The organism is Streptomyces sp. NPDC046215 (genome assembly GCF_040646215.1).
Taxonomy (GTDB): Bacteria; Actinomycetota; Actinomycetes; order Streptomycetales; family Streptomycetaceae; genus Streptomyces; species Streptomyces stramineus.
Genome location: NZ_JBEYZW010000060.1, coordinates 19646 through 43466, shown reverse-complemented (window position 1 = coordinate 43466; position 23821 = coordinate 19646). Strand labels below are relative to the sequence as shown.

The window sequence follows — 23821 nt, the reverse complement described above, 5'->3', positions numbered from 1 at the left end:
GGGCTGATGTGGCTGAGCTCAGCCACATCAGCCCCTCTGGGCCCACTTTCAGCGGGCTGGTTTCAGCTGACCTCAGCTGAAACCAGCCCGTCCGGCGTTTGAGGACACCGCCGCGCAGCGGTGGTGCACCCCCACGCCCCGCCGGAAGGCGAACCGTCAGGCGCGCCGGGTCAGGCCCTCCACCGGGCGGACCCGCAGGAGCCGGCGCAGGGGGATGCCGGTCGCGAGCAGGCCGATCGCCAGGGTGACGCCCAGGATGAGGAGCTCCAGCAGCGGCGGCAGGTAGGGCAGCGAGCGCCCGGTCGCGTCCTTGATCAGCGGGGACAGCGTGACCAGGGCGATCGCGGCACCGATGCCCAGGCCGGCCAGCACCACGGTGAGCGCCTCCAGGCGGACGATGCGGCGCACCGTGCGGACGTTCATCCCGATCAGGCGGAGCATCGAGACCTCGCGCAGCCGCTCGAAGGTGACCATCGCCAGGGTGTTGGCCGCGGCGATGGCGGCGAACCCGGAGATGATGCTCAGGGCGACCGTCTCCAGCCACGCCATCTGCGGGTCGGCCTCGTTCTTCGCCGCGGTGAACGCGGAGGCCGTGCGGACCTCGGCCCCGGGGGTGGCGGCCAGGGCGGCCTTCAGCTCGCCGTCGAGGCGGGCGACCTGGGCCCGGTCCGCGCCCTTGACCAGGATGCGGTCGCTGAGCTGCGAGGTCAGGTGGCCGGCGACGGTGGCCTGCGGCAGCAGCACCTCGCCGACGCCCAGGCCCCGCTCGTAGGTGGCCACGACGGTGGGGCGGACGACCGTGCCGTCGCCGAGCCAGAGCTTGACCGGCTGACCGGTCTTGACCCCGGCGCGGTCGGCGACCCGCTTGGAGATCGCGACCGTGCCGTCCTTCGGGCCGCCCGCGGCGGCCGGGAGGATGCCGGCCATGGCGCCGGAGAGGACCTTGGCGTCGAGGTTGTGCGCGAGGCCGTCGCCGGTGCCGGTGAAGGCGCGGGCCGAGACGGCGGTGTCGTCCGGGCGGGCGTCGGCGCTGCCGTTCTTGCCGACGAAGACGCTGGTGTCGGTCAGCCCGGTCGCCGCCCGCACCCCGGAGAGGGCCGCGGTCCGCTCGGCGACCCCGGTGGGCAGCCCGGCCGGCGCGTCGATGACGAGGTCGGCCGTCAGGGCGGCGGCGTTCTGCTCGCGGGACTCGTGCGTCATCGTGGTCTGCATGCCGATCTTGGTGATGCCGAAGGCCACCACCAGGGCCACCGGCACGATCGCCGAGGACAGCCGCCGGGCGCGGGCCCGGCCGTTGAGGGTGGCCATCTCGCCGGTGGTGCCCAGCAGCCGCAGCGGCAGGGCCAGCAGCTCGGTGACGACCCGGGCGAGCAGCGGGCCGAGCAGGCCCACGGAGACCAGGAACGACAGCAGGACGAACGGGGTGGCCTTGTCGGCCGTCTGACCGCCCGCGCCGAGCACGTTCACGGTCAGGACCACGGCGCCGGCCAGGGCGGCCAGGCCGAGCACCAGCCGGACGGGGCCGATGCCCCGGCGCGGCAGGGTGGACTCGCTGAGGGCCTCCGCCGGGCGGCTGCGCGCGGCCCGGTTCGAGGCGATCAGGCTGCCGGGCACCGCGGAGAGCAGGCCGGTGACGAGGGCCACGGCGATCGGGATCCAGCTGAACTTCAGCTCCGCGCCGGCCGGCACGAGGTCCCGCGAGGCCATCGCGTCGAACATCCAGCGGGCCACCAGGTAGCCCGGGACGCTGCCGGTCGCCGCCGCCAGGACCGCCACCAGGGCGGCTTCCGTCGCGGCCATGCGGCGGATCTGGCCCGGGCGGGCGCCGATGCCGCGCAGCAGCGCGGTCTCGCGCTGGCGCTGGGAGATGGACAGCGACATGGTGTTGGCCACCACGAAGATCGAGATGTACACGCACAGGCCGCCGAGCGCCCCGAACATGCCGACCATGGTCTCCTTGGCCGCCGCGAAGCCGGGATTCTCGACCTCGACCCGGGCGGAGCCGGTGAGGACCTCGGCGGAGCCCGCCGCGTCCTCTACCTGCTCGGCCAGCTGCTCGGCGGTGACGCCGGGCTTGGGCAGGACGGCGATCGCGTCGACCTTGCCGGGGTGGCCGGAGAGCCGCCCGGCCTCGGTGTCGTCGAACCAGACGCCCGGCGCGCGGGCGTCCAGGACGCCGGCCACGCGGTAGGCGGCGATGCCGGTGGAGCTGCTGACCTTCACCTGCGCGCCGGCCGTGACGCCGAGGGAGGCGGCGGTCTTCGTGTCGAGGACGAGCTCGCCGGGGCGGGGGGTGACGGCCAGGGCCGCGGCCGGGTCGGCGACCAGGCGGGCCGCGGAGGCCGGCTGGCCCTGGAGGGGAACGGCGCCGGACGTCCCGCCGCCGAGGGTGACGGGGAAGAGCGTGTCGGCGACGACGGCCGAGACCTGCGGCAGCTTGCCCAGCTTCGCGGCCAGGGACGCGTCCAGGCGGGCCCGGTCGGTGAGCATCTCCTTGCCCAGGTGCTGGTCCTCGGCGACCACGACGGGCGCCGAGGCGTACCGGTCGGCGGTCGGCTCCGCCGTCGCCCCGGCCACCAGCATGGTGCCGCTGGCGACGATCACCAGGGCGGCGAAGAGCAGCGCGACGAACGTGCCGATGAACGCCGAGGGGCGGGAGCGGATCTGTGCGCGTGCGAGTCCGTTGCTCATGCCCGGCCCCGCACCGGCGCCGCGGCGGCCTTGGAACGGTTGGCGGTGCGGGTCAGCTCCCGCATCCGGGAGGCGATCTCCTCGGAGTCGACGAGGGTCAGCTCGTCCGAGATCTCCCCGTCGACGAGGAAGAGCACCCGGTCGGCCCAGGCGGCCGCGTTGGGCTCGTGGGTGACCATGACGACGGTCGAGCCGAGCTGGTCCACGGCCTCCCGCAGGAGGGCGAGCACCTCCGAGGCGGTGGTGGTGTCCAGGGCGCCGGTGGGCTCGTCGGCGAAGATCACGTCCGGCTCGGTGACCAGGGCGCGGGCGATGGCCACGCGCTGCTGCTGGCCGCCGGAGAGCTCGCCGGGGCGGCGGTGGCCGCGGTCGGGCAGCCCGACCCGGGAGAGGATCTCCTCGGTCTTGTTCCGGTCGATGCGCTTGCCGGCCAGCTTCAGCGGCAGCTCGACGTTCTGATGCACCGTCAGTGCCGGGAGGAGGTTGAAGTGCTGGAAGACGAAGCCCATCCGGGACAGGCGCACGTCGCTCAGCTTGTTCTCGCGCATCCGGGTCAGCTCGGTGTCACCGAGCAGCACCGATCCCGAGTCGGGGCGGTCGAGCCCGGCCGAGCACTGGAGGAAGGTGCTCTTGCCGGAGCCGGACGGGCCCATGATCGCGGTGAAGCTGCCGCGCGGCAGGGCGATGCTCACGCCGCGCAGGGCGTGCGTCGCGGTGCTGCCGCGCCCGTACTTCTTGTGCACGTCGCGCAGCAGCACCGCGGCATCGGTGACCGGACGGTCGAACGCCCGCATCGGCTCCTGTCCGCCGAAGTAGCCGCCGGCGGGCGGGGTGGCCTCGCCCGCGGCTGCTGTGCCGGGGCCTTGGGGCCGGGACCGACCGAACATGAGAATTCCTCCACTTGGGGTTGTGCCACCTCCCGCGCCGACGGGGGCGCGGCGCGGGAGTGTGTATGAAAAACCTATGAGGATCAAGATCATTGAGCGATGGGGTGACCCGCCGGATCCTTCCGGGGGATAACCCCACCCCCCACCTCACGGGCAGGTGGACAGACCGGGCGAACCCGGTCAGAGGCCGGGGCTCGCGGCCCCGAACGCCGGTGCGTGGCGCACCGGGTGCGCCTGCTCGAAGGCGTGCGCGAAGCGGATCAGCTGCGGCTCCGACCAGGCCGTTCCCATGAACGTGATGCCCACCGGCATGCCGTGCACGAAGCCCGCGGGCACATTGACCGCCGGGTAGCCGGCGTACCCCACCGGAATGGCGCTGCCCATGATCGCCGGGTCGCCGTTGATCAGGTCGATCTTCCAGCTGGGGGCGCCCGTCGGCATCATCAGCGCGTCCACCCGGTTCTTCTGCAGGGCCGCGTCGATGCCGTCGTCCCGGGCGACCTTGCGGACGGTGGCCAGCGCCTCCTTGTACGCGGAGTCGGCGGTGGTGCCCTGGAAGTCGGCCACGATCCGGAGCATGTCCTGGCCGAAAAACTCCTGCTCGGTCTTGGCGTGCTTGTCGTTCCAGGCGATGAGCTCGGCGAGGCTGCGCGGGTGGCTGCCGGGCGTCCGGGCCAGGTACGCCTCGATGTCCTGCTTCATCTCCGTGATCTGGACGATGAACGCCGGGTCGAGGTCCGTGGCCATCTTGGCGCCGGTGGGGATGTCGGCGTTGTCGACGATCACCGCGCCGGCGTCCTTCAGCACCCCGATCGCGTGCTCCGCCACCGCGGCCGCGTGGTTGTTGTAACTGAAGTACGTGTCCCGGACGATGCCGATCCGGGCGCCCTTCAGGCCGCCGGGCTTGAGGAAGGGCGTGTAGTCCGTGTGGAACTTGCCCTTGCTGTCGGCGGTGGCCGTGTCGGTGGGGTCTTCGCCGGTGAGCACGCCGAGCAGCAGCGCCGCGTCGGCGACCGTGCGGCAGATCGGCCCGATCGTGTCGAAGCTGCGCGAGCCGGGGAACATGCCGGTGCGGCTGGTGAGTCCGACCGTCGGCCGGATCCCGACCACGCCGTTGGCGCCCGAGGGGCCCAGGATCGAGCCGATCGTCTCGGTGCCGACGGCCGCCGCGCACAGGTTGGCCGCGGTCGCCGCCGCCGGGCCCGCGCTGGAGCCGTTGGGCGAGCGGTCGAGCTTGTAGGGGTTGCGGGTCTGGCCGCCGCGCGGGCTGTAGCCGCTCGACGCGGAGACCAGCGACGTCAGGTTGGCCTTGCCCAGCAGGATCGCGCCGGCCGCCCGCAGCTTGGCGATCACCGTGGCGTCCGCGGGCCGGGCGCCCATCAGCGCGTTCAGGCCATTGGTGGTGTGCAGCCGGCCGCCGGTGTTGATGTTGTCCTTGATCAGCAGCGGGATGCCGTGGAGGACGCCGCGGACCTTGCCGGCCTTGCGCTCGGCGTCCAGCCGGGCCGCGTCCTTGAGCGCGTCCGGGTTGGTCTCCAGGACGGCGCGCAGCTCGGGCCCGGACAGGTTCAGCTTGGCGATCCGGTCCAGGTAGAACTTGGTGAGCTCGACCGCGGAGATCTTGCCGGAGGCCAGCATCGCCCGCAGCTCGCTCAGGCTCGCCTCCTCCGGGCCGCCCGGGGTGCGGGCGGCGGCGCGCGTGGCCCGGAAGCCGGTCAGGCGCTCCGGTATCGCCGCGGCCTGGGCCCGGGGGAGGCTCATGCCCAGCAGCGCGGGGGCGGCCACGGCCGCCCCGAGCCCTAGCAGTCTGCGGCGGTGTATTTCGTCATAGCGGTGATTCCCGGCCATCTTCTCGCTTTCCGGTGAGCGGATGTTGACAGACGGGTGCGACCGTATGAGGAGGCGCTTCTCTTTCGTTATCGGACGGGTTGGTCGGGCGGGTCGGGCGGGTTGGACGGGTTGGACGGGTTGGACGGGCTGATAGTGGCTGAGCTCAGCCACTATCAGCCCGTCCGGCGTTTGAGGACGCGCCCGCAGGGCGCCCGCCGCCGCAGGCGGCAGAACAACGGCTCCGCCGCAGGCGCAGGGCGCTCGCCGCCGCAGGCGGCAACGAAGGCCCGCCGCCAGGCGACCGGTCAGCGCTTCCGGGCCCCGCCCGCCAGGGCACCGGCGTCGAGCTCCCGCAGCCGGGCCGTGAGCACCGCGCCGATCTCGCGCAGCGGGCCCCCGTCGAGCAACTCGTCGTGCGTGCAGGCGATCAGGTGGTTCTCGACCTCCCCGCCGATGACCTGCCGCCACGCCTCCGGCATGGCCGCGGCGTCCGCCCGGTCCACCGTCGACGTGAACAGCAGCAGGTCGCCGTCGAACACCGACGGCCGGTGGCGGCTGGTGATGCCCACGCCGTTGACCATCGAGTCCAGGACCCGCGAGAGCTGTTCGTCGGTGAAGTCCATCGGCAGCATCTCCCGCAGCGAGGCGATCACCTCGGCGCGCTGCCGGGCTTCGTCCACCGGCTCCCCGGCCGCGCCCTCGCGCATCGACTCGTGGAACCGGGCGAGGACTTCACGGTCGTCGAGCGGCCCCGCCCCGGGATCGCCGCCCGGGTAGGCGTCGAGGACGGCCAGCAGTTCCACGCTCTCGCCGAGCTCCCGCAGCCGGGTGGCGACCGCCTGCATGATCGGGCCGCCCAGGGAGTACCCCAGGAGCCGGTAGGGGCCGGCCGGCTGGACCCGGCGGATCTCGGTGGCGTAGTCGTCGGCCATCTCCGCGAACGTCGCCGGCAGCGGCGCGCTCCCGTCCAGCCCCCGGCCCTGGAGGCCGTAGAGGGGGTAGTCGGAGTCCAGCTCGCCCAGCAGACCGGTGTAGCACCAGCTCAGCGGCACCGACGGGTGCGCGCAGAACAGCGGGGTACCGCTGCCCGTGGAGCGCAGCGGCAGCAGCACCTCCAGCCCGCTGCCCCTCCCCGCACCGGTCTGCTCGCCGCCCCGGCCGATGAGCTCGCCGATGCCCGCGACCGTGGGGGCCGCGAAGAGGTCCCGCACGGCGAGGTCGGCGCCGAACGTCGCGCGGACCCGGCTGAGGAGGCGCACGGCGGTCAGGGAGTGGCCGCCGAGGTCGAAGAAGTTGTCGTCGATGCCGGCCCGCTCCACGCCGAGGACCTCGGCGAAGATCCCGCACAGGACTTCCTCGTGGGCGTCGCGCGGACCCCGCCCGCCCCCGGCCGCGTACGCCGGCGCCGGGAGCGCCTTGCGGTCGAGCTTGCCGTTCGGGGTCAGCGGCAGCGCGTCGAGCAGGACGAACACCGACGGGCACATGTACGCGGGCAGGGTGCCCGCCACGGCCTCCCGCAGCTCCCCGGTCCCCGGGCGGGCCCCCTCGCCGCCCGGGACGACGTAGGCGACGACGCGCTTGTCGCCCGGCCGGTCCTCGCGAACCACCACCGCGGCCCGGGCCACGCCCGGGTGCGCGGCCAGGACGCCCTCGATCTCGCCGAGTTCGATGCGGAAGCCGCGGACCTTGACCTGGTGGTCGACGCGCCCGACGAACTCCAGTTGCCCGTCGGTCCGCCACTTGGCCAGGTCGCCCGTGCGGTACATGCGCCCGCCGGGCTCGTCGAAGGGGTTGGCGACGAAGCGGCCGGCCGTCAGCTCCGGGCGGCCCAGGTAGCCCCGGGCCAGCCCGGGCCCGGCGAGGTACAGCTCGCCCGGCACCCCGGCCGGGACCGGCCGCAGGGCCCCGTCCAGCACGTACAGACGGGTGTTGAAGACGCCCCGGCCGATCGGCGCCGGACCGGGCCCGAGGTCCGGCCCGCACACCGCGAAGCACGCGTCGACGGTCGCCTCGGTCGGCCCGTAGGCGTTGACCATCCGCCGCCCGGCCGACCAGAAGGCCACCACGTCCGGCGGGCACGCCTCCGCGCCCACCATCAGCGACTCCAGGGCGGGCAGCGCCCGCTTCTCCATGCCGATCAGCATCGCGGCCGGCAGGTGGACGTGCGTGATCGCCCGGTTCGCCAGGAAGTCGCCCAGCTCCTCACCGGTCACCGGCGCGGTGGGCAGCACCAGGCAGGCCCCGGTCAGCAGGCCCATGCACAGCTCGGCCACCGACACGTCGAAGCTGGGGGAGACCAGCTGCGACACCCGGCTCGCCGGCCCGGCCCCCAGGCGCACCCTCTGGTGCGCCGACAGGTTGGCCACACCCCGGTGCGAGACCACGACGCCCTTGGGGCGCCCGGTGGAGCCGGAGGTGTAGATGACGTACGCGGGGTGCGCGGGGACCAGCGGCGCGGTGCGGTCGGCGTCTGCCGGGTTCCCCGCGGGGCGGCCCGCGAGCGTCCGCACCGTGGCGGGGTCGTCGAGGACCAGCGGCACGGTGCCGGCCGGGAGGTTCCGGCTCGCCAGGGTCGTCACCAGGTGCACCGGCCGGGCGTCGTCCAGCATGTGGGCGACGCGGTCGGCCGGGTACTCGGGGTCGACGGGCAGATAGGCGCCGCCCGCCTTGAGGACCGCGAGGATCGACACCACGAGCTCGGCGGACCGGGGCAGGGCGAGGGCCACGACGCCCTCGGGCCCGACGCCCTGGGCGATGAGGTGGTGGGCGAGGCGGTTGGCCCGCGCGTTGAGTTCCCCGTAGGTCAGGACCGTGTCGCCGTACTCCAGGGCCGGGGCGTCCGGCGTCCGGGCGGCCTGTGCCTGGAACAGCTCCGGGAAGGTGGCCGCGGGCACCTCGCGGGCGGTGTCGTTCCAGCCGGCGAGCAGCTCGTGGCGCTCGTCCGCCGACAGCACCTCCAGCTCGCCGATGGGCACCGAGACGTCGGCGACGGCCGCGCGCAGCAGGCGCTCCAGCCGGGCGGAGACGGCCTCGGCGGTCGCCCGGTCGAAGAGGGCGGTGGCGAACTCCACTACACCGTGCACCCCGGCTGCCGCGCCGTCGTCCCCGAAGCGCTCCTCCAGGTTGAACGCGAGGTCGACCTTGGCGACACCGGTGTCCACGCCCATGCCCTCGACCGCGAGGCCCGGCAGGTCGAGCTCGCCGTCGGAGACGCCGTCCAGGCTGATCGCCACCTGGAACAGCGGGTGGTAGGCGAGCGAACGCGTCGGGTTGACGATCTCGACGAGCCGCTCGAAGGGCACGTCCTGGTGGGCGAAGGCCGCGAGGTCGGTCTCCCGGACCCGGTCGACCAGCTCGGCGAACGACGGGTTCCCGGAGGTGTCCGTGCGCAGCACGAGGGTGTTGACGAAGAAGCCGACGAGGTCGTCGAGCCCGTCGTCGGACCGCCCGGCGACCGGGGTGCCGAGCGGGATGTCCGTGCCCGCGCCGAGGCGCGTCAGCAGGGCGGCGACGGCCGCCTGCACGACCATGAACACACTCGCCTGCCGGGCCCGCGCGAGGCGGGTCACGGCGTCGTGGAGCCCGGCGTCCCAGGAGAAGGCGACGTGCGCGCCCCGGTGGTCGGCGACGGCCGGGCGGGCCCGGTCGGCGGGCAGCTCCAGCTGCTCGGGCAGCCCGGCCAGGGCCTCGCGCCAGTAGTCGGTCTGCCCGGAGATCAGGCTGGCCGGGTCGTTCTCGTCGCCGAGGACCTCGCGCTGCCAGAGGGTGTAGTCGGCGTACTGCACGGGCAGCGGTGCCCAGTCGGGTGCCGTGCCCGCGCGGCGGGCCGCGTAGGCGGTGGACAGGTCGCGGGCCAGAGGTCCGACCGACGAGCCGTCGCTGGCGATGTGGTGCGTCAGGAGCACCAGGGCGTGCTCGGCCGGCCCCGCGCTGAACACCCAGGCCCGGAAGGGGATGTCGGTCGTCAGGTCGAAGGGGTGCCGGAACGCCGCGTCGGCCGCGTCGTCCAGGCCGCCGGGTGCGACGTCGGTGAACTCGACGGCGGGACGGACCGCTTCGGCGTCGAGGACGAGCTGGTGGGGGGTGCCGTCGGTCTCGGGGAAGAGGGTCCGCAGGCTCTCGTGGCGCGTCACGAGGTCGCCGATCGCCGCGCGCAGCGCGTCCTTGTCGAGCTCACCGGTGAGCCGGAGCGACAGCGGCACGTTGTAGGTGGCGCTGGGGCCCTCCAGCCGGTGGAGGAACCACAGGCGCCGCTGGGTGAACGACAGCGGGACGAGCTCCGGCCGCTCCCGGCGCGCGAGGACGGCACGGCCGCCGGTGGCATCGCCGAAGCGCTCGCTGAGGCCGGCGACGGTCGGGGCTTCGAACAGGTCGCGGACGGACAGCTCGACGTCGAGGGCGGCGCGGATGCGGCTGATGAGGCGCATGGCGAGCAGGGAGTGCCCGCCCAGGTCGAAGAAGTTGTCGTCGATGCCCGCGTGTTCGACGCCCAGAATGTCGGCGAAGATGCCGCAGAGGAGTTCCTCGCGGGGGGTGCGCGGAGTGCGGCCGTCGGTGGTGCCGGTGTTCCGGGGTGCGGGGAGGGCCTTGGTGTCGAGCTTGCCGTTGGGGGTCAGCGGCAGGGCGTCGAGGGTGACGAACGCCGAGGGAACCATGTACTCGGGCAGAGTGGCGGCGGCGTGGTCGCGCAGGCTGTGGGGGTCCACGGCCGGGACGACGTAGGCGGTGATGCGCTTGTCGCCGGGCTGGTCCTCGCGGACGATGACGGCGGCCTGGACGACGCCGGGGTGGGCGGCCACGACGGACTCGATCTCGCCGAGTTCGATGCGGTAGCCGCGGACCTTGACCTGGTTGTCGACGCGGCTGACGAACTCCAGCTGCCCGTCCGCCCGCCACTTGGCCAGGTCGCCGGTGCGGTACATCCGCGAACCGCCGGTGCCGAAGGGGTTGGCGGTGAAGCGGCTCGCGGTGAGGTCGGGGCGCCGGTGGTAGCCGCGGGCGAGCAGGTTCCCGGCGATGTACAGCTCGCCGGTCACCCCGGCGGGGACGGGCCGGAGGGCGGCGTCGAGGACGTACATCTGGGTGTTCCAGATGGGGCGTCCGATGGTGACGACGCCGGCGGGGGCTTTCTCGCCGGGGTTGATGCGGTATTCGGTGCAGCCGACGGTGGTTTCTGTCGGGCCGTATTCGTTGATGACGGTGACGTCGGGGTGGCGGCTGCGCCACTCGTCCAGCACCTCGCCGAGGAGGGATTCGCCGCCGAGGACGAGCTGTCCGGAGGGTGAGAACCGCTCGGGCAGGGCCATGAGCAGGCCGAGGTGGGAGGGCGTGGCTTTGACGAAGGTGGGCTGCTCGGCGAGTTCGTCGGCCGATTCCTCGGTGAGCTCGATGAGCTGGACGCAGCCGCCGGAGGTGAGCGGGCCGAAGAGGCCGGTGACGGTCAGGTCGAACGAGACCGGCGAGTGGAGCAGGGCCCGCCCTTCGACGCTGGTGTAGGTGGCGCGTGCCCAGGCCAGGTAGAGGTTGAGCGAGCGGTGTTCGACGACGACGCCCTTGGGGCGGCCGGTGGAACCCGACGTGTAGATCACGAACACCGGGTTCGACACCTGGGCGGGGGTGACGCGGTCGCTGTCCTGGATGTCGGCCGGGGAGCAGCAGTCGGCGTCGTCCACGGCGATGACGCTCATGCCGTCGACCGGCGGGAGCTGTGCCTGCCCGGCGGCATCGGTGATGGCGAGGACGGGCGTGGTGTCGCCGAGCATGAAGGCGATGCGGTCGGCGGGGTAGGACAGGTCCACCGGAACATAGGCGGCACCCGTTTTGACGACGGCCATGATGGCGACGGTGAGTTCGATGGAGCGGGGCAGTGCGATGGCCACGAACCGTTCGGGGCCGGCGCCTTGGGCGATGAGGTGGCGGGCGAGCCGGTTGGCCTTGGCGTTCAGCTCGGCATAGGTCAGCACCGTGCCGTCGTGCTCGACAGCCGGGGCGTGGGGGGTGCGGGTGACCTGGGCCTGGAACAGTTCGGCCAGGGTCGCGGGGGCGACCTCGCGGGCGGTGTCGTTCCAGCCGGTGGTCAGCTGCTCGCGCTCGCCATCGGAGAGGATCTCCAGCTCGCCGATCGGCCGGGACGCATCCGCGATCACAGCGCGCAGCAGCCGCTCCAAACGGGCGGCGATGGCCACGGCCGAGTCCCGGTCGAACAGATCCGTCGCGAACTCCACGAAGCCGCGCATGCCGGTCGGCAGCCCCGCCTCGTCCACCTGCTCCTCGACCGCGAACGACAGGTCGAACTTCGCCGACGCGGCTGCCATCTCGTGCTCGCGGAGGGACAGACCGGGCAGCGAGAGGTCGGTGTCGTCGCTGTTCTGGAACGTGAGGATCACCTGGAACAGCGGGTGGTGCGCCACCGACCGGACCGGGTTGACGATCTCCACCAGGCGCTCGAAGGGCACGTCCTGGTTCGCGTAGGCCGCGAGGTCGGTCTCGCGGACCCGGCCGAGCAGCTCCTCGAACGACGGATCGCCCGACGTGTCCGTCCGCAGCACCAGCGTGTTCACGAAGAAGCCGACCAGGCTCTGCAGCGCATCGTCCGAACGCCCCGCGATCGGCGAGCCGATGGGGATGTCCGTGCCCGCGCCCAGGCGCGTCAGCAGTGCGGCGATGCCCGCCTGGACGACCATGAAGACGCTCGCCTGGTGCTTGCGCGCGAGGCGGACGAGGCCGTGGTGCACGTCCGCGTCCCAGGAGAACGTGACGCTCTCCCCGCGGTTGCCGGCCACGGCCGGGCGGGGCCGGTCGGTGGGGAGTTCGAGCTGGTCGGGCAGGCCGGCCAGGGCCTGCCGCCAGTGCGCTATCTGCCCGGCGATGATGCTGTGCGGGTCGTTCTCGTCGCCGAGGACGTCGCGCTGCCAGAGGGTGTAGTCGGCGTACTGCACGGGCAGCGGCGCCCAGGCGGGTGCCGTGCCCGCGCGGCGGGCGGTGTAGGCGGCGGACAGGTCGCCGGCCAGCGGGGCGAGCGAGGCGCCGTCGCTGGCGATGTGGTGGACCAGCAGCAGGACGAGGTGCTCGTCCCGGCCCAGGGCGAACACCCAGGCCCGCAGGGGGATCTCGTGCGTCAGGTCGAAGGTGTGGGCCGAGGCCGCGTCGACCGCCTCGGCCACGGCCTCCTCGCTCGCGCCCGGGAGGTCGACGACCTCGATGACGGGTACGGCCGCCGGGCCCTCCAGCACCCGCTGGTAGGGCGTGCCGTCCGCCTCGGGGAAGACCGTGCGCAGGCTCTCGTGCCGCGCGACCAGGTCGGCGACCGCCGCGCTCAGCGCCGGCACGTCGAGCTCACCGGACAGGCGCAGCGGCAGGGGCACGTTGTAGGTGGCGCTGGGGCCCTCCAGCTTGTGGAGGAACCACAGGCGGCGCTGGGCGAACGACAGCGGCACCCGCTCCGGGCGCTCCACCGGTGCCAGCGCGGCCCGGGCGCCCGCCGCGCCGTCCAGCCGGGCGGCGAGCCGGGCGACCGTGGGGGCCTCGAAGAGGTCGCGGACGGCCGGCTCGACGCCGAGGACCGTACGGACCCGGCTGATCAGGCGCATGGCGAGCAGGGAGTGCCCGCCCAGGTCGAAGAAGTCGTCGTCGATGCCCACGACGGCCGCGCCGAGCACCTCGGCGAACAGCCCGCACAGGATCTCCTCGCGGGGGCTGCGGGGGCGGCGCGAGCCGGCCGGGCCCGCCAGGTCGGGGGCGGGCAGCGCGCGGCGGTCGAGCTTGCCGTTCGGGGTGAGCGGCAGCGCGTCCAGGGTGACGAACGCCGACGGCACCATGTACTCGGGCAGCATCTGCGCCGCCCGGGACTTCAGCGCGGCGGTGTCCACGCCACCGGTGGCCACGTAGGCGACGATCCGCTGGTCACCGGGGATGTCCTCGCGCACCACGACGGCCGCGTCCGCGACCTGCGGGTGACCGGCGACCACGGCCTCGATCTCACCGAGCTCGATGCGGAAGCCACGGACCTTGACCTGGTCGTCGGCGCGGCCGACGAAGTCGAGGGCGCCGTCCGTCCGCCGGACGACGAGGTCGCCGGTGCGGTACATGCGCGCGCCGGGGGCGCCGAAGGGGTCGGCGACGAACCGGCCCGCGGTGAGGCCGGGGCGGCCCAGGTAGCCGCGGGCCAGCTGGTCGCCCGCGATGTACAGCTCGCCGGGGACGCCCACGGGGGCCGGGCGCAGGGCGGTGTCCAGGACGTAGGCGCGGGTGTTCCACACCGGGCGGCCGATGGGCACGGTGACGGTGTCGGCCGCCGGGTCGAAGGTGTGCGTGGCCATCTGCACGGTGGACTCGGTGGGCCCGTACAGGTTGTGGACGCTCACCCCCCACTGGTCCGCCGCCCGCGCGGCCAGGGCGGGGGTCAGGGGTTCGCCGCCGGTGAAGAGCCGCCGCAGTGGCAGGTCCCGGCCCGCGGCTTCCGCGCGGAGCGCGACGGTGAGCAGCGAGGGCACGAACTGGGCGGTGGTCACCCCGTGCCGCTCGGCGTACGCCAGGAGCCGCTCGGGGTCGCGGGTGACGGCCGCGGGGGCGACGCAGAGCGTGGCGCCGGTCAGCAGCGGCAGCCAGATCTCCCAGACCGAGGCGTCGAAGCTGAGGGCCGTGCGGGCCAGGACGGTGTCGTCCGCGCCCAGGGGGAACTCCGCGGCCATCCACGTCATGTGGTTGACGACGGCGCGGTGTTCGACGAGGACGCCCTTGGGGCGGCCGGTGGAGCCGGAGGTGTAGATGGCGTAGGCCGGGTGGGAGGGCAGCGCCGCGGCCGGGGCGGCCGGCCGGGGGGCGGCCAGGGCCGCGCGCGTCTCCTCGGAGTCCAGGACCAGCAGGGGCACGTCCAGGCCGTCCAGGACGGCGGCGGTGTCCGCGGTGGTGAGGACGGTGAGGGGCGCGGCGTCGGTGAGGGTGAAGGCGACGCGGTCGCGGGGGTGGCCGGGGTCCACCGGGAGGTAGGCGGCGCCGCTCTTGAGGACGCCCAGCAGGGCCACGACCATGTCGGCCGACCGGGGCAGGGCCAGGGCCACCAGGCGCTCGGGGCCCGCGCCCCGCTCGGCCAGGAGGGCCGCGAGCCGGTCGGCGCGCTCGTCGAGCTCCGCGTAGGTGAGGGTCGTGTCCTCGCACACCACGGCCGTGGCACCCGGGGTACGGGCCGCCTGGGCCGCGAACAGGGCGGGCAGGGTCGTCGCGGGCACCGGGTGCGCGGTGGCGTCGCCCTCGCCCAGGAGCAGGGCCCGCTCCTCCTCGCCGACGAGGTCCACGCGGCCCAGCGGGGCCGCCGGCTCGGTGACGGCGGACTCCAGGAGGCGCCGCACGCGGGTGGCGATGTCCTGGGCCGTGCGCCGGTCGAATCGGTCGGCCCGGTAGTCCAGGCGCAGGTTCAGCCGGTCGCCCGCGAGGTCGCCGACGAGGTTGAGGGCGTAGTGGGTGGCGTCCCGGCCGTCGGCCTCGGTGAGCCGCAGCCCGGCCACGGTGCCGTCGTCGTCACCGGCGCCCATCGGGTAGTTCTCGAACACCGTCGTGGTGTCGAAGAGGTCGCCCAGCCCGGCCAGTTGCTGGATCCGGCCGAGCCCGAGGTACTGGTGGGGCAGCAGGGACGTCTGCTCGTCCTGGAAGCGGACCAGGTTCTCCAGCAGGGACCGCTCGCGGTCCAGGCGGGCCCGGACCGGGATGGTGTTGATGAACAGGCCCACCATCGCCTCGGAGCCGGGGAGCTCGGCGGGCCGGGTGGAGACGGTCGTGCCGAACACCACGTCGTCGCGGCCGGTGAGGCCGCCCAGGACGGCCGCCCAGGCGCCCTGGACCAGGGTGCTCATCGTCAGGCGGTGGGAGCGGGCGGTGGCCGTCAGCCGGCCGGTGAGCTCCGGGGAGAGCTCCAGCGCGACGCGCTCGGGCAGCGCCGGCTCGCCGGCCGCGGCGGGGGCGACGCGGGTCGGCTCGTCCAGGCCCGCGAGGGCGTCCTGCCAGGCCCGCTCGGCCGCGGCCCGGTCCTGCCGGCCCAGCCAGGCCAGGTAGTCGCGGAAGGGGGTGACGCGGGGCAGCCCGGCGGGGGAGCCCCCGCGCTCGTAGAGGGTGAACAGCTCGTCCAGGAGCAGGGGCGTGGACCAGCCGTCGAGGAGGATGTGGTGGCTGGTGAGCGCCAGGCAGTACTCCTCGTCGGCGAGCCGGAAGAGGGACAGGCGCAGCAGCGGCGGCCGGGCGAGGTCGAAGCGCGCGGCGCGGTCGGCGGCGAGCAGCTCCTCCAGCTCCGCCTCGCCGCCGGCCTGCCGGAGGTCGATCTCGCGCCAGGGCAGCGGCACCTCGCGGTGGATCACCTGGATCGCCTGGCCGCTCTTGCGGGTGCGGAACCCGGCCCGCAGGTTGGCGTGGCGGGCGAGCAGGGCGGCGGCGGAGGCGCGCATGACGGCCGCGTCGAGCGGGCCCTCGACGCGCAGGACGAGCTGCACGGTGTAGAGGTCCGGGGCCTGGCCGTCGTACAGGGCGTGGAAGAGGAACCCTTCCTGCAGCGGGGCGAGCGGCAGGACGTCCTCAAGTGCGGACTGAGTCTTCACAGGTATTCCAATTCGGCTTCGAGGTCGTCGATTTCGTCCTGGCTCAGCGACCCCAGGAACAGGTCGGACGGCGTGTGGCCGCCTGCCTCCGGGTCCGCGGCGTGGGCCACCAGGGCCGTCAGCGCCGTGAACCAGCCCTCGGCGAGCTCGCGCACGTCCTCCTCGGACAGCAGCTCGCCGGGCCAGTTCCACGTGGCGGACAGCCGGGGGCCGTCGGCGTGGTCCTCGGTCACGGCGTTGATGACCAGGGCGTGCGTCGCGGGCATGCCGGGGTCGTAGCCCGAGGGGGTCGCCACGTCGGGGGCGATGTCCCAGTCCCGGGCGGCGGTCTCGTCGGAGGTGGCGAATCGGCCCAGGTAGTTGAAGCCGATCTGCGGGGTGGCGGGCAGGCCCGCCAGCTCCGGCGCGGTGGTCTCGTTCAGGTGGCGGAGCAGGCCGTAGCCCATGCCGTGGTCGGGGAAGGCCCGCAGCTGTTCCTTGACGGTCTTCACGGCCCGGCCCACCTCGGGGCCGGCGGCCCGCACGGTGTCCCAGTCGAGGCGGCCCGGGTCCAGGCGGACCGGGTAGAGGCTGGTGAACCAGCCGACCGTGCGGGTCAGGTCCGCGCCGGGGGCGATCTCCTCGCGGCCGTGCCCCTCCAGGTCGATCAGGACCTGGCTGTCGGCCCCGCCGCGGCGGCGGCGCCACTCGGCGACGGCCAGCGCCAGGCCGCTGAGCAGCACGTCGTTGACCCCGGCGTGGAAGACGCCGGGCACGCTGGTGAGCAAGGGATGGGTGGTGTCGGTGGCAAGGGTGAGGGTGAGGGTGCGCACGGTGTCCGCGAGGTCCCGCGCGGGGTCCAGGGGGCGGTCGCCGAAGAGCGGCTCCTCGGTGCGCAGGGCCTCGGCCCACACCGGGAGTTCGGCCAGCCGCTCCGGGGCCCGGGCGGCCTCGGTGAGCTGCCGCGCCCACTGGCGCAGCGAGGTGCCGCCGCCGTCCAGGGCGGGCTCCTCGCCCGCCGCCAGGGCCTGCCAGGCCGCGGTCAGGTCCGGGACGAGGATCCGCCAGGACACGCCGTCGACCACCAAGTGGTGCAGCATCAGCAGCAGTCGGCCGGAGGCGGTGGGCCCGGCGTCGAACCAGACCACCCGCACCATGACACCGTCGCGGGGCGCGAGGGCGGCCCGGGCACGGTCCGCCTCGGCGGCCACGAGCGCGGCCAGGGCGTCCCCGGCCGCACCGGTGGCGTCGACCCGGCGGACGCAGCCCGCCGCGGCCACCGCGCCCCGGGGCGCGACCTCGGCCCGCCAGGCGGGGGCCCCGGCCGGGCCGGCGGGCTCCTCGGTGACGCGCAGGCGCAGCGCGTCGTGGTGGTCGAGGAGGGCCTGCACGGCCCGCTCCAGCCGCTCCTGTCCCAGGTCCGCGGGGACCTGGAGGACCATCGACTGGTTGAAGCCGTCGACGGGGGCGTCCAGCTCCCGCAGCCAGTGCATGACGGGCAGCAGCGGCAGTTCACCGATGCCCGCGTCGGGGTCCTCGGCGCCGCCCTCGGCGGGCAGGTCACCGGCCAGCGCGGCGAGCGCCTCGACGGTCTGGTGCTGGAAAATCTCCCGGGCGGTCAGGGCGATGCCCGCCTTGCGGGCCCTGGAGACGAGCTGGATGGACTGGATGCTGTCGCCGCCCAGCTCGAAGAAGCTGTCCCTGACGCCGGCCCGGGGCAGGTTCAGCACCTCGGCGAACAGCGCGCTGAGGACCTCCTCGCGCGGGGTGCGGGGCGCCTCGGAGCCGACCGCCGCCGTGAAGTCCGGGGCGGGCAGGGCCTTGGCGTCCAGCTTGCCGTTCGGGGTCAGGGGGAACGCGTCGAGCCGGAGGAACGCGGACGGCACCATGTAGTCGGGCAGGTGCCCGGACAGCCGTGCGCGCAGGTCGTCGGTGTCCACCTCCGTACCGGCCGCGGCCGGTACGACGTAGGCGACGATCCGCTTGTCGCCGGGCCGGTCCTCGCGCACCACCACCGTCACCTGCCCGACGGCCGGGTGCGCGGCCACGGCCGCCTCGATCTCGCCGAGTTCGATGCGATAGCCGCGGACCTTGACCTGGTCGTCGACGCGCCCGACGAAGTCGAGCTGGCCGTCCGCCCGCCAGGTGACGAGGTCGCCGGTGCGGTACATGCGCTCGCCGGGAGCGCCGAAGGGGTCGGCGACGAACCGGTTCGCGGTGAGGTCCGGGCGGCCCAGGTAACCGCGGGCCAGCTGGACGCCCGCGATGTACAGCTCGCCGGGCACCCCCGCGGGCACCGGGCACAGCGCGCCGTCGAGCACGTACGCCCGGGTGTTCCACACCGGGCGGCCGATCGGCGGGGCGACGGCCTCGGTCAGCGGGGCGCTGGAGGTGACCCAGACGGTGGCCTCGGTGGGCCCGTAGCCGTTGAACATCCGGCGGCCCTGTGACCAGCGCCCGGCGACCTCGCCGGTGAACGCCTCGCCGCCGACGGCCAGCGACCGCAGCTCGGGCAGGTCCGCCGCCGGCATGCTCGCCAGGACCGCCGCGGCCACCGCCGCGTGGTTGATCCGCAGATCGGTCAGGACCGCGACGAGCGCCTCGCCCGCGAGCGGCCCGGCCGGGGGGACCACCAGGCAGGCGCCGGACAGCAGCGCCGTCCAGATCTCCAGGACCGAGGGGTCGAAGCTGGGCGAGGACAGTTGCAGCACCCGGTCGCCCGCCACCACACCACAGCGGTCGATCTTGTCGGCGGCGAAGCTCGCCATGCCGGTGTGCGGGACCATCACGCCCTTGGGGCGCCCGGTGGAGCCGGAGGTGTAGATGATGTACGCCGGGTGTGCCAGCAGCAGGGGCGTGGTGCGGTCGGCGTCCGAGGGGCTGTGCTCCGGGCCGCCGGCGGGGACGGCGTCCGACAGCAGGACGGGCACCTCCGTCCGCGGCAGGCTCTCCGCGAGCTCCGGCGTCGTGATGACGAGCGCGGGCCGGGCGTCCTGGAGCATGTAGGTGATGCGGTCGGCCGGGTAGTCGGGGTCGACGGGCAGGTACGCCGCACCGGTCTTGAGGACGGCGAGGACGCAGACCACCAGGTCGGCGGAGCGGGGCAGGGCGAGCGCGACGACGCGCTCGGGGCCCGCGCCCAGGCCGATGAGGTGGTGCGCCAGGCGGTTCGCCCGGGCGTCGAGCCCGGCGTAGGTCAGGACCGTCCCGCCGTCCTCGACCGCCGGCGCGTCCGGAGTGCGGGCCGCCTGGGCGCGGAAGAGGTCCGGGAGGGTGGCCGCGGGGATGTCGCGGGCGGTGTCGTTCCACTCGACGAGCACCCGGTGGCGTTCCTCCGGCGCGAGCACCTCCAGGGCGGCGAGCGGCCGCGTCGCGTCGGTGACGGCCGCGCGCAGCAGCCTGCCGAGGCGGGCGGCGAGCTCCCCGGCCGTCGCCGGGTCGAAGAGCTCGGTGGAGAACTCCACCGTCCCGGCGAGCCCGGCGGGCGTGCCCTCGGGGGAGTGCAGCTCCTCCATGTTGAACGCCAGGTCGATCTTGGCGGCGCCGGTGTCGACGTCCTCCAGGCCGACCGTGAGGCCCGGCAGGTCCACGCGCGCCGCGTCGTTGTTCTGCAGGACGAGCATCACCTGGAACAGCGGGTGGTGCGCGAGCGACCGGACGGGGTTGACGATCTCCACGAGCCGCTCGAACGGCACGTCCTGGTGGGCGTACGCCGCGAGGTCGGTCTCCCGGACCCGGTCCAGCAGCTCGGCGAACGAGGGGTTGCCGGAGGTGTCGGTGCGCAGGACGAGGGTGTTGACGAAGAACCCGACGAGGTCGGCGAGCGCGTCGTCGGTCCGCCCGGCGATCGGGGTGCCCACGGGGATGTCCGTGCCCGCGCCGAGCCGCGTCAGGAGCGTCGCGAGACCGGCCTGGAGCACCATGAAGACGCTCGCCCGGTGCTCGCGCGCCAGCCGTGCGACGCCCTCGTGCAGCTCGGCGTCCCACGCGAACTCCACGCTCGACCCGCGGTAGCCGGCGACGGCCGGGCGCGGCCGGTCGGCGGGCAGCTCCAGCTGGTCGGGGACCCCGGCCAGGGTCTCCTTCCAGTACGCGACCTGCCCGGCGATGACGCTCTCCGGGTCGCTCTCGTCACCGAGGACGTCGCGCTGCCAGAGGGTGTAGTCGGCGTACTGCACGGGCAGCGGCGCCCAGTCAGGTGCCGTGCCGCCCCGGCGGGCGGTGTAGGCGGCGGACAGGTCGCCGGCCAGCGGGGCGAGCGAGGCGCCGTCGCTGGCGATGTGGTGGGCGAGGACGAGCAGCGCGTGCTCGTCCGGCGCCGAGGTGAACACCCAGGCCCGCAGCGGGATCTCCGCCGCCAGGTCGAAGGGGCGGCGGGCCGCTTCGGCCACCGCCTCGTCGACACGCCCCGCTTCGACCTCGACGACCTCGACGGCGGGCCGGGCCGCGGCGCCGTCCAGCACCCGCTGGTACGGGGCGCCGCCGGCCTCGGGGAAGACCGTGCGCAGGCTCTCGTGCCGGGCCGCGAGGTCGGCCATCGCCTCGCGCAGCGCGGCCACGTCCAGCTCGCCGGACAGGCGCATCAGCATCGGCACGTTGTACGTGGCGCTCGGGCCCTCCAACTGGTCCAGGAACCACAGGCGGCGCTGCGCGAACGACAGCGGCACCCGCTCCGGGCGCGCGGCCGGCGCCAGGGCCCTGCGGCCGCCCTCGGCGCCGTCCAGCCGGCCGGCCAGCCCGGCCACGGTGGGCGCCTCGAAGAGGTCGCGGACGGCGAGTTCCACGGCGAAGGTGGTGCGGATGCGGCTGGTGAGCCGGGTGGCGAGCAGGGAGTGCCCGCCGAGGTCGAAGAAGTTGTCGTCGATGCCCACCTGCTCCGCGCCGAGCACCTCGGCGAAGATCCCGCACAGGATCTCCTCCCGCGCGTCGCGCGGCCCCCGGGAGCCGCCCGCCGCCGCGAACTCCGGCGCGGGCAGCGCCTTGCGGTCCAGCTTGCCGTTCGGCGTCAGCGGGAACGCCGCCAGCACCATGAACGCCGAGGGCACCATGTACTCCGGCAGGGACCGCGCCACCGCAGCGCGCAGCTCCGCCGCGTCCGGCGCGGCGCCGGCCGCGGGCAGCACGTAGGCCACGATCCGCTTGTCGCCGGGCCGGTCCTCGCGGACGGCCACGACCACCTGGCCGACGCCCGGGTGCGCGGCGACCGCCGCCTCGATCTCGCCGAGTTCGATGCGGAAGCCGCGGACCTTGACCTGGTGGTCGACGCGCCCGACGAACTCCAGCTGCCCGTCCGCCCGCCACTTGGCCAGGTCACCCGTGCGGTACATCCGCGCCCCGGGCTCCCCGAAGGGGTTGGCGACGAAGCGCTCCGCCGTCAGGCCGGGCCGCCCCCGGTAGCCGCGCGCCACACCGGCGCCCGCTATGTACAGCTCGCCCGGGACCCCGGCCGGCACCGGCCGCAGGCCCGCGTCCAGCACGTACACCTGGGTGTTGAGGATCGGCATGCCGATCGGCGGGGTGCCGCCGCCGGTGATCTCCGCGGCGGCCGACCAGATCGTCGTCTCCGTCGGCCCGTAGAGGTTGGTGACGCCCGCCCCGAGCTCCGCCAGCCGCCCGGCCAGCGGGGCCGGCAGGGCCTCCCCGCCGACGAGGACCCGCAGGCCCCGCAGGGCCTCCGGGCGCTGGGCGACCAGAGCCTGCCACAGCGACGGCGTGGCCTGCATGACGGTCACCCCGGCGGCGGCCACCAGGTCGGCGAGCAGGGCGGTGTCCCGGACCTGCTCCGGCGTGGCGAGCACGACCGCCCCGCCGCTGACCAGCGGCAGGTACAGCTCCAGGCCCGCGATGTCGAAGGCCACGGTGGTCACGGCCAGCAGCCGGTCCGAGGCCGCCGGGGCGAGGCAAAGCCCCATCGCGGTCAGGAAGTTCACGAGGTTGCCGGCCGTGACGACCACGCCCTTGGGGCGGCCCGTCGAACCGGAGGTGTAGATCGCGTACGCCGGGCTCGCCGCCGACAGGCCCGCCGGGCGCTCGGCGTCCGTCAGGTCCGTGCCCGGCAGCCCCCCCAGGGCGGCCAGGGTGGCGGCGTCGTCGACGACGAGCAGGGCACGCTCCTCGACGGGCAGAGCGGGCGCGGTGTCCGCGGTGGTGAGGACGCACACCGGCCGGGCGTCGTCGAAGATGTAGCCGATGCGGTCGGCCGGGTAGCCGGGGTCGACGGGCAGGTACGCCGCACCGGTCTTCGCCACGGCCAGCAGCGCCACCGGCAGCTCCACCCCGCGCGGCAACGCGACGGCCACGTAGCTCTCCGGCCCGACGCCCCGGGTGAGCAGCAGGCGGGCCAGCCGGTTGGCGCGGGCGTCGAGCTCCGCGTACGACAGGCACACGTCGCCGCAGACCAGGGCGTCGGCGTCCGGGGTGCGCACGGCCTGCGCCTCGAACAGCCCGGCGAGCGTCGCCGCGGGCACCTCGCCCGCCGTGTCGTTCCACTGCGCCAACTGCCGCAGCTCACCGGCGGAGAGGACGTCCAGCTCGCCGACGCGCCGCGAGGCGTCCGCCACCGCGGACCGCAGGAGCCGCTCCAGCCGGTCGACGATCCCCTCGACCGTCGACCGGTCGAAGAGCTCCGTGGCGAACTCGACGCTCACGTCGATGCCTTCGGGCTCGCCCGCGCCGCCCAGCCGCTCCTCCAGTTCGAAGGACAGGTCGAACTTCGCGACGCCCGTCTCGACGCCTTCGAGGCCGACCCGCAGGCCGGGCAGCTCCACGGCCGCCTTGTCGTTGTTCTGGAGGATCAGCAGGACCTGGAACAGCGGGTGGCGGGCCAGGGACCGGGTGGGGTTGACGACCTCCACCAGCCGCTCGAAGGGCACGTCCTGGTGGGCGAACGCGGCCAGGTCGGCCTCGCGCACCCGCTCCAGCAGCTCGGCGAACGTCGGGTCGCCGGAGGTGTCGGTGCGCAGCACCAGGGTGTTGAGGAACAGCCCGACGAGGTCGTCGAGCGCGTCGTCGTTGCGCCCGGCGACCGGCGAGCCGAGGGGGATGTCCGTGCCCGCGCCGAGCCGCGTCAGCAGGGCGGCCAGACCGGCCTGGAGCACCATGAACACGCTCGACCGGTGCTCGCGCGCCAGCCGCACCAGATCCCGGTGCAGCCCGGCGTCCCAGCACAGCTCGACGCTGTCGCCGCGGTAGCCGGCCACGGCCGGGCGCGGCCGGTCGGCGGGCAGCTCCAGCTGGTCGGGCAGGCCGGCCAGGGTCTCCGTCCAGAACGCGACCTGCTCGGAGATCAGGCTCTCCGGGTCGTCCTCCTCGCCCAGCACCTCCCGCTGCCACAGCGTGTAGTCCGCGTACTGGACCGGCAGCGGCTCCCACTGCGGGGCCCGCCCGGCGCGCCGGGCCGCGTACGCCTCGGACAGGTCGCGGGTCAGCGGGGCCAGCGAGCCGCCGTCGGCGGCCACATGGTGGGCCAGGAGCAGCAGCACGTGCTCCCCGGGCCCGGCCTCGAACAGCGAGAACCGGATGGGGAGGTCCGTCAGCAGGTCGAAGGCGTGGCCCGCGGCCTCCCGGATCGCCTCCTCCAGACGGCCCGGGGCGGGCCGGACGGTCTCGAAGACCGGCCGCGCCTCGGCGGGCTCCAGGATGTGCTGGCGGGGGGTGCCCTCGGCCTCCGGGAAGACGGTCCGCAGGCTCTCGTGCCGCTCGACGACGTCGGACACGGCCGCCCGGAGGGCCGCGACGTCCAGGTCACCGCTCAGCCGGAGCAGCATGGGGATGTTGTACGTGGCGCTGGGCCCCTCGAACTGCTGGAGGAACCACAGGCGTCGTTGCGCGAATGACAGCGGAATCATGAAC

The 23821-nt window shown here is 74.5% G+C and carries 5 protein-coding genes; all 5 read right to left on the bottom strand.

The features are described 5' to 3' along the window. Positions 1-156 precede the first annotated feature (156 nt). The 5 genes from ABZ951_RS23615 to ABZ951_RS23595 all read right to left on the bottom strand — a co-directional run bounded on the left by ABZ951_RS23615 (position 157) and on the right by ABZ951_RS23595 (position 23817). On the bottom strand, positions 157-2691 hold the full coding sequence (locus ABZ951_RS23615; protein WP_344089463.1) for an FtsX-like permease family protein: 2535 nt from the start codon (positions 2689-2691) through the stop codon (positions 157-159). After that, positions 2688-3485 (bottom strand): ABC transporter ATP-binding protein, encoded by a 798-nt coding sequence (locus tag ABZ951_RS23610; protein ID WP_344089472.1) that lies wholly within the window; start codon positions 3483-3485, stop codon positions 2688-2690. Before ABZ951_RS23610 ends, ABZ951_RS23615 begins: the two co-directional genes overlap by 4 nt. A gap of 273 nt (positions 3486-3758) precedes the next feature. Beyond that, positions 3759-5426, bottom strand: coding sequence for an amidase (locus tag ABZ951_RS23605; protein WP_344089464.1), 1668 nt, complete (start codon positions 5424-5426; stop codon positions 3759-3761). A 287-nt stretch (positions 5427-5713) separates the two neighbouring features. Then, entirely contained in the window at positions 5714-15991 is a 10278-nt protein-coding gene (locus tag ABZ951_RS23600) for an amino acid adenylation domain-containing protein (protein ID WP_361280623.1), read from the bottom strand. Beyond that, positions 15988-23817 (bottom strand): amino acid adenylation domain-containing protein, encoded by a 7830-nt coding sequence (locus tag ABZ951_RS23595; protein ID WP_361280621.1) that lies wholly within the window; start codon positions 23815-23817, stop codon positions 15988-15990. Before ABZ951_RS23595 ends, ABZ951_RS23600 begins: the two co-directional genes overlap by 4 nt. Positions 23818-23821 lie beyond the last annotated feature (4 nt).

What these genes read in the sequence shown, in the direction of transcription:
- ABZ951_RS23615 (WP_344089463.1), bottom strand. Translation starts at nt 2,691, where the DNA reads ATGAGCAACGGACTCGCACGCGCACAGATCCGCTCCCGCCCCTCGGCG.
- ABZ951_RS23610 (WP_344089472.1), bottom strand. Translation starts at nt 3,485, where the DNA reads ATGCGGGCGTTCGACCGTCCGGTCACCGATGCCGCGGTGCTGCTGCGC.
- ABZ951_RS23605 (WP_344089464.1), bottom strand. Translation starts at nt 5,426, where the DNA reads ATGGCCGGGAATCACCGCTATGACGAAATACACCGCCGCAGACTGCTA.
- ABZ951_RS23595 (WP_361280621.1), bottom strand. Translation starts at nt 23,817, where the DNA reads ATGATTCCGCTGTCATTCGCGCAACGACGCCTGTGGTTCCTCCAGCAG.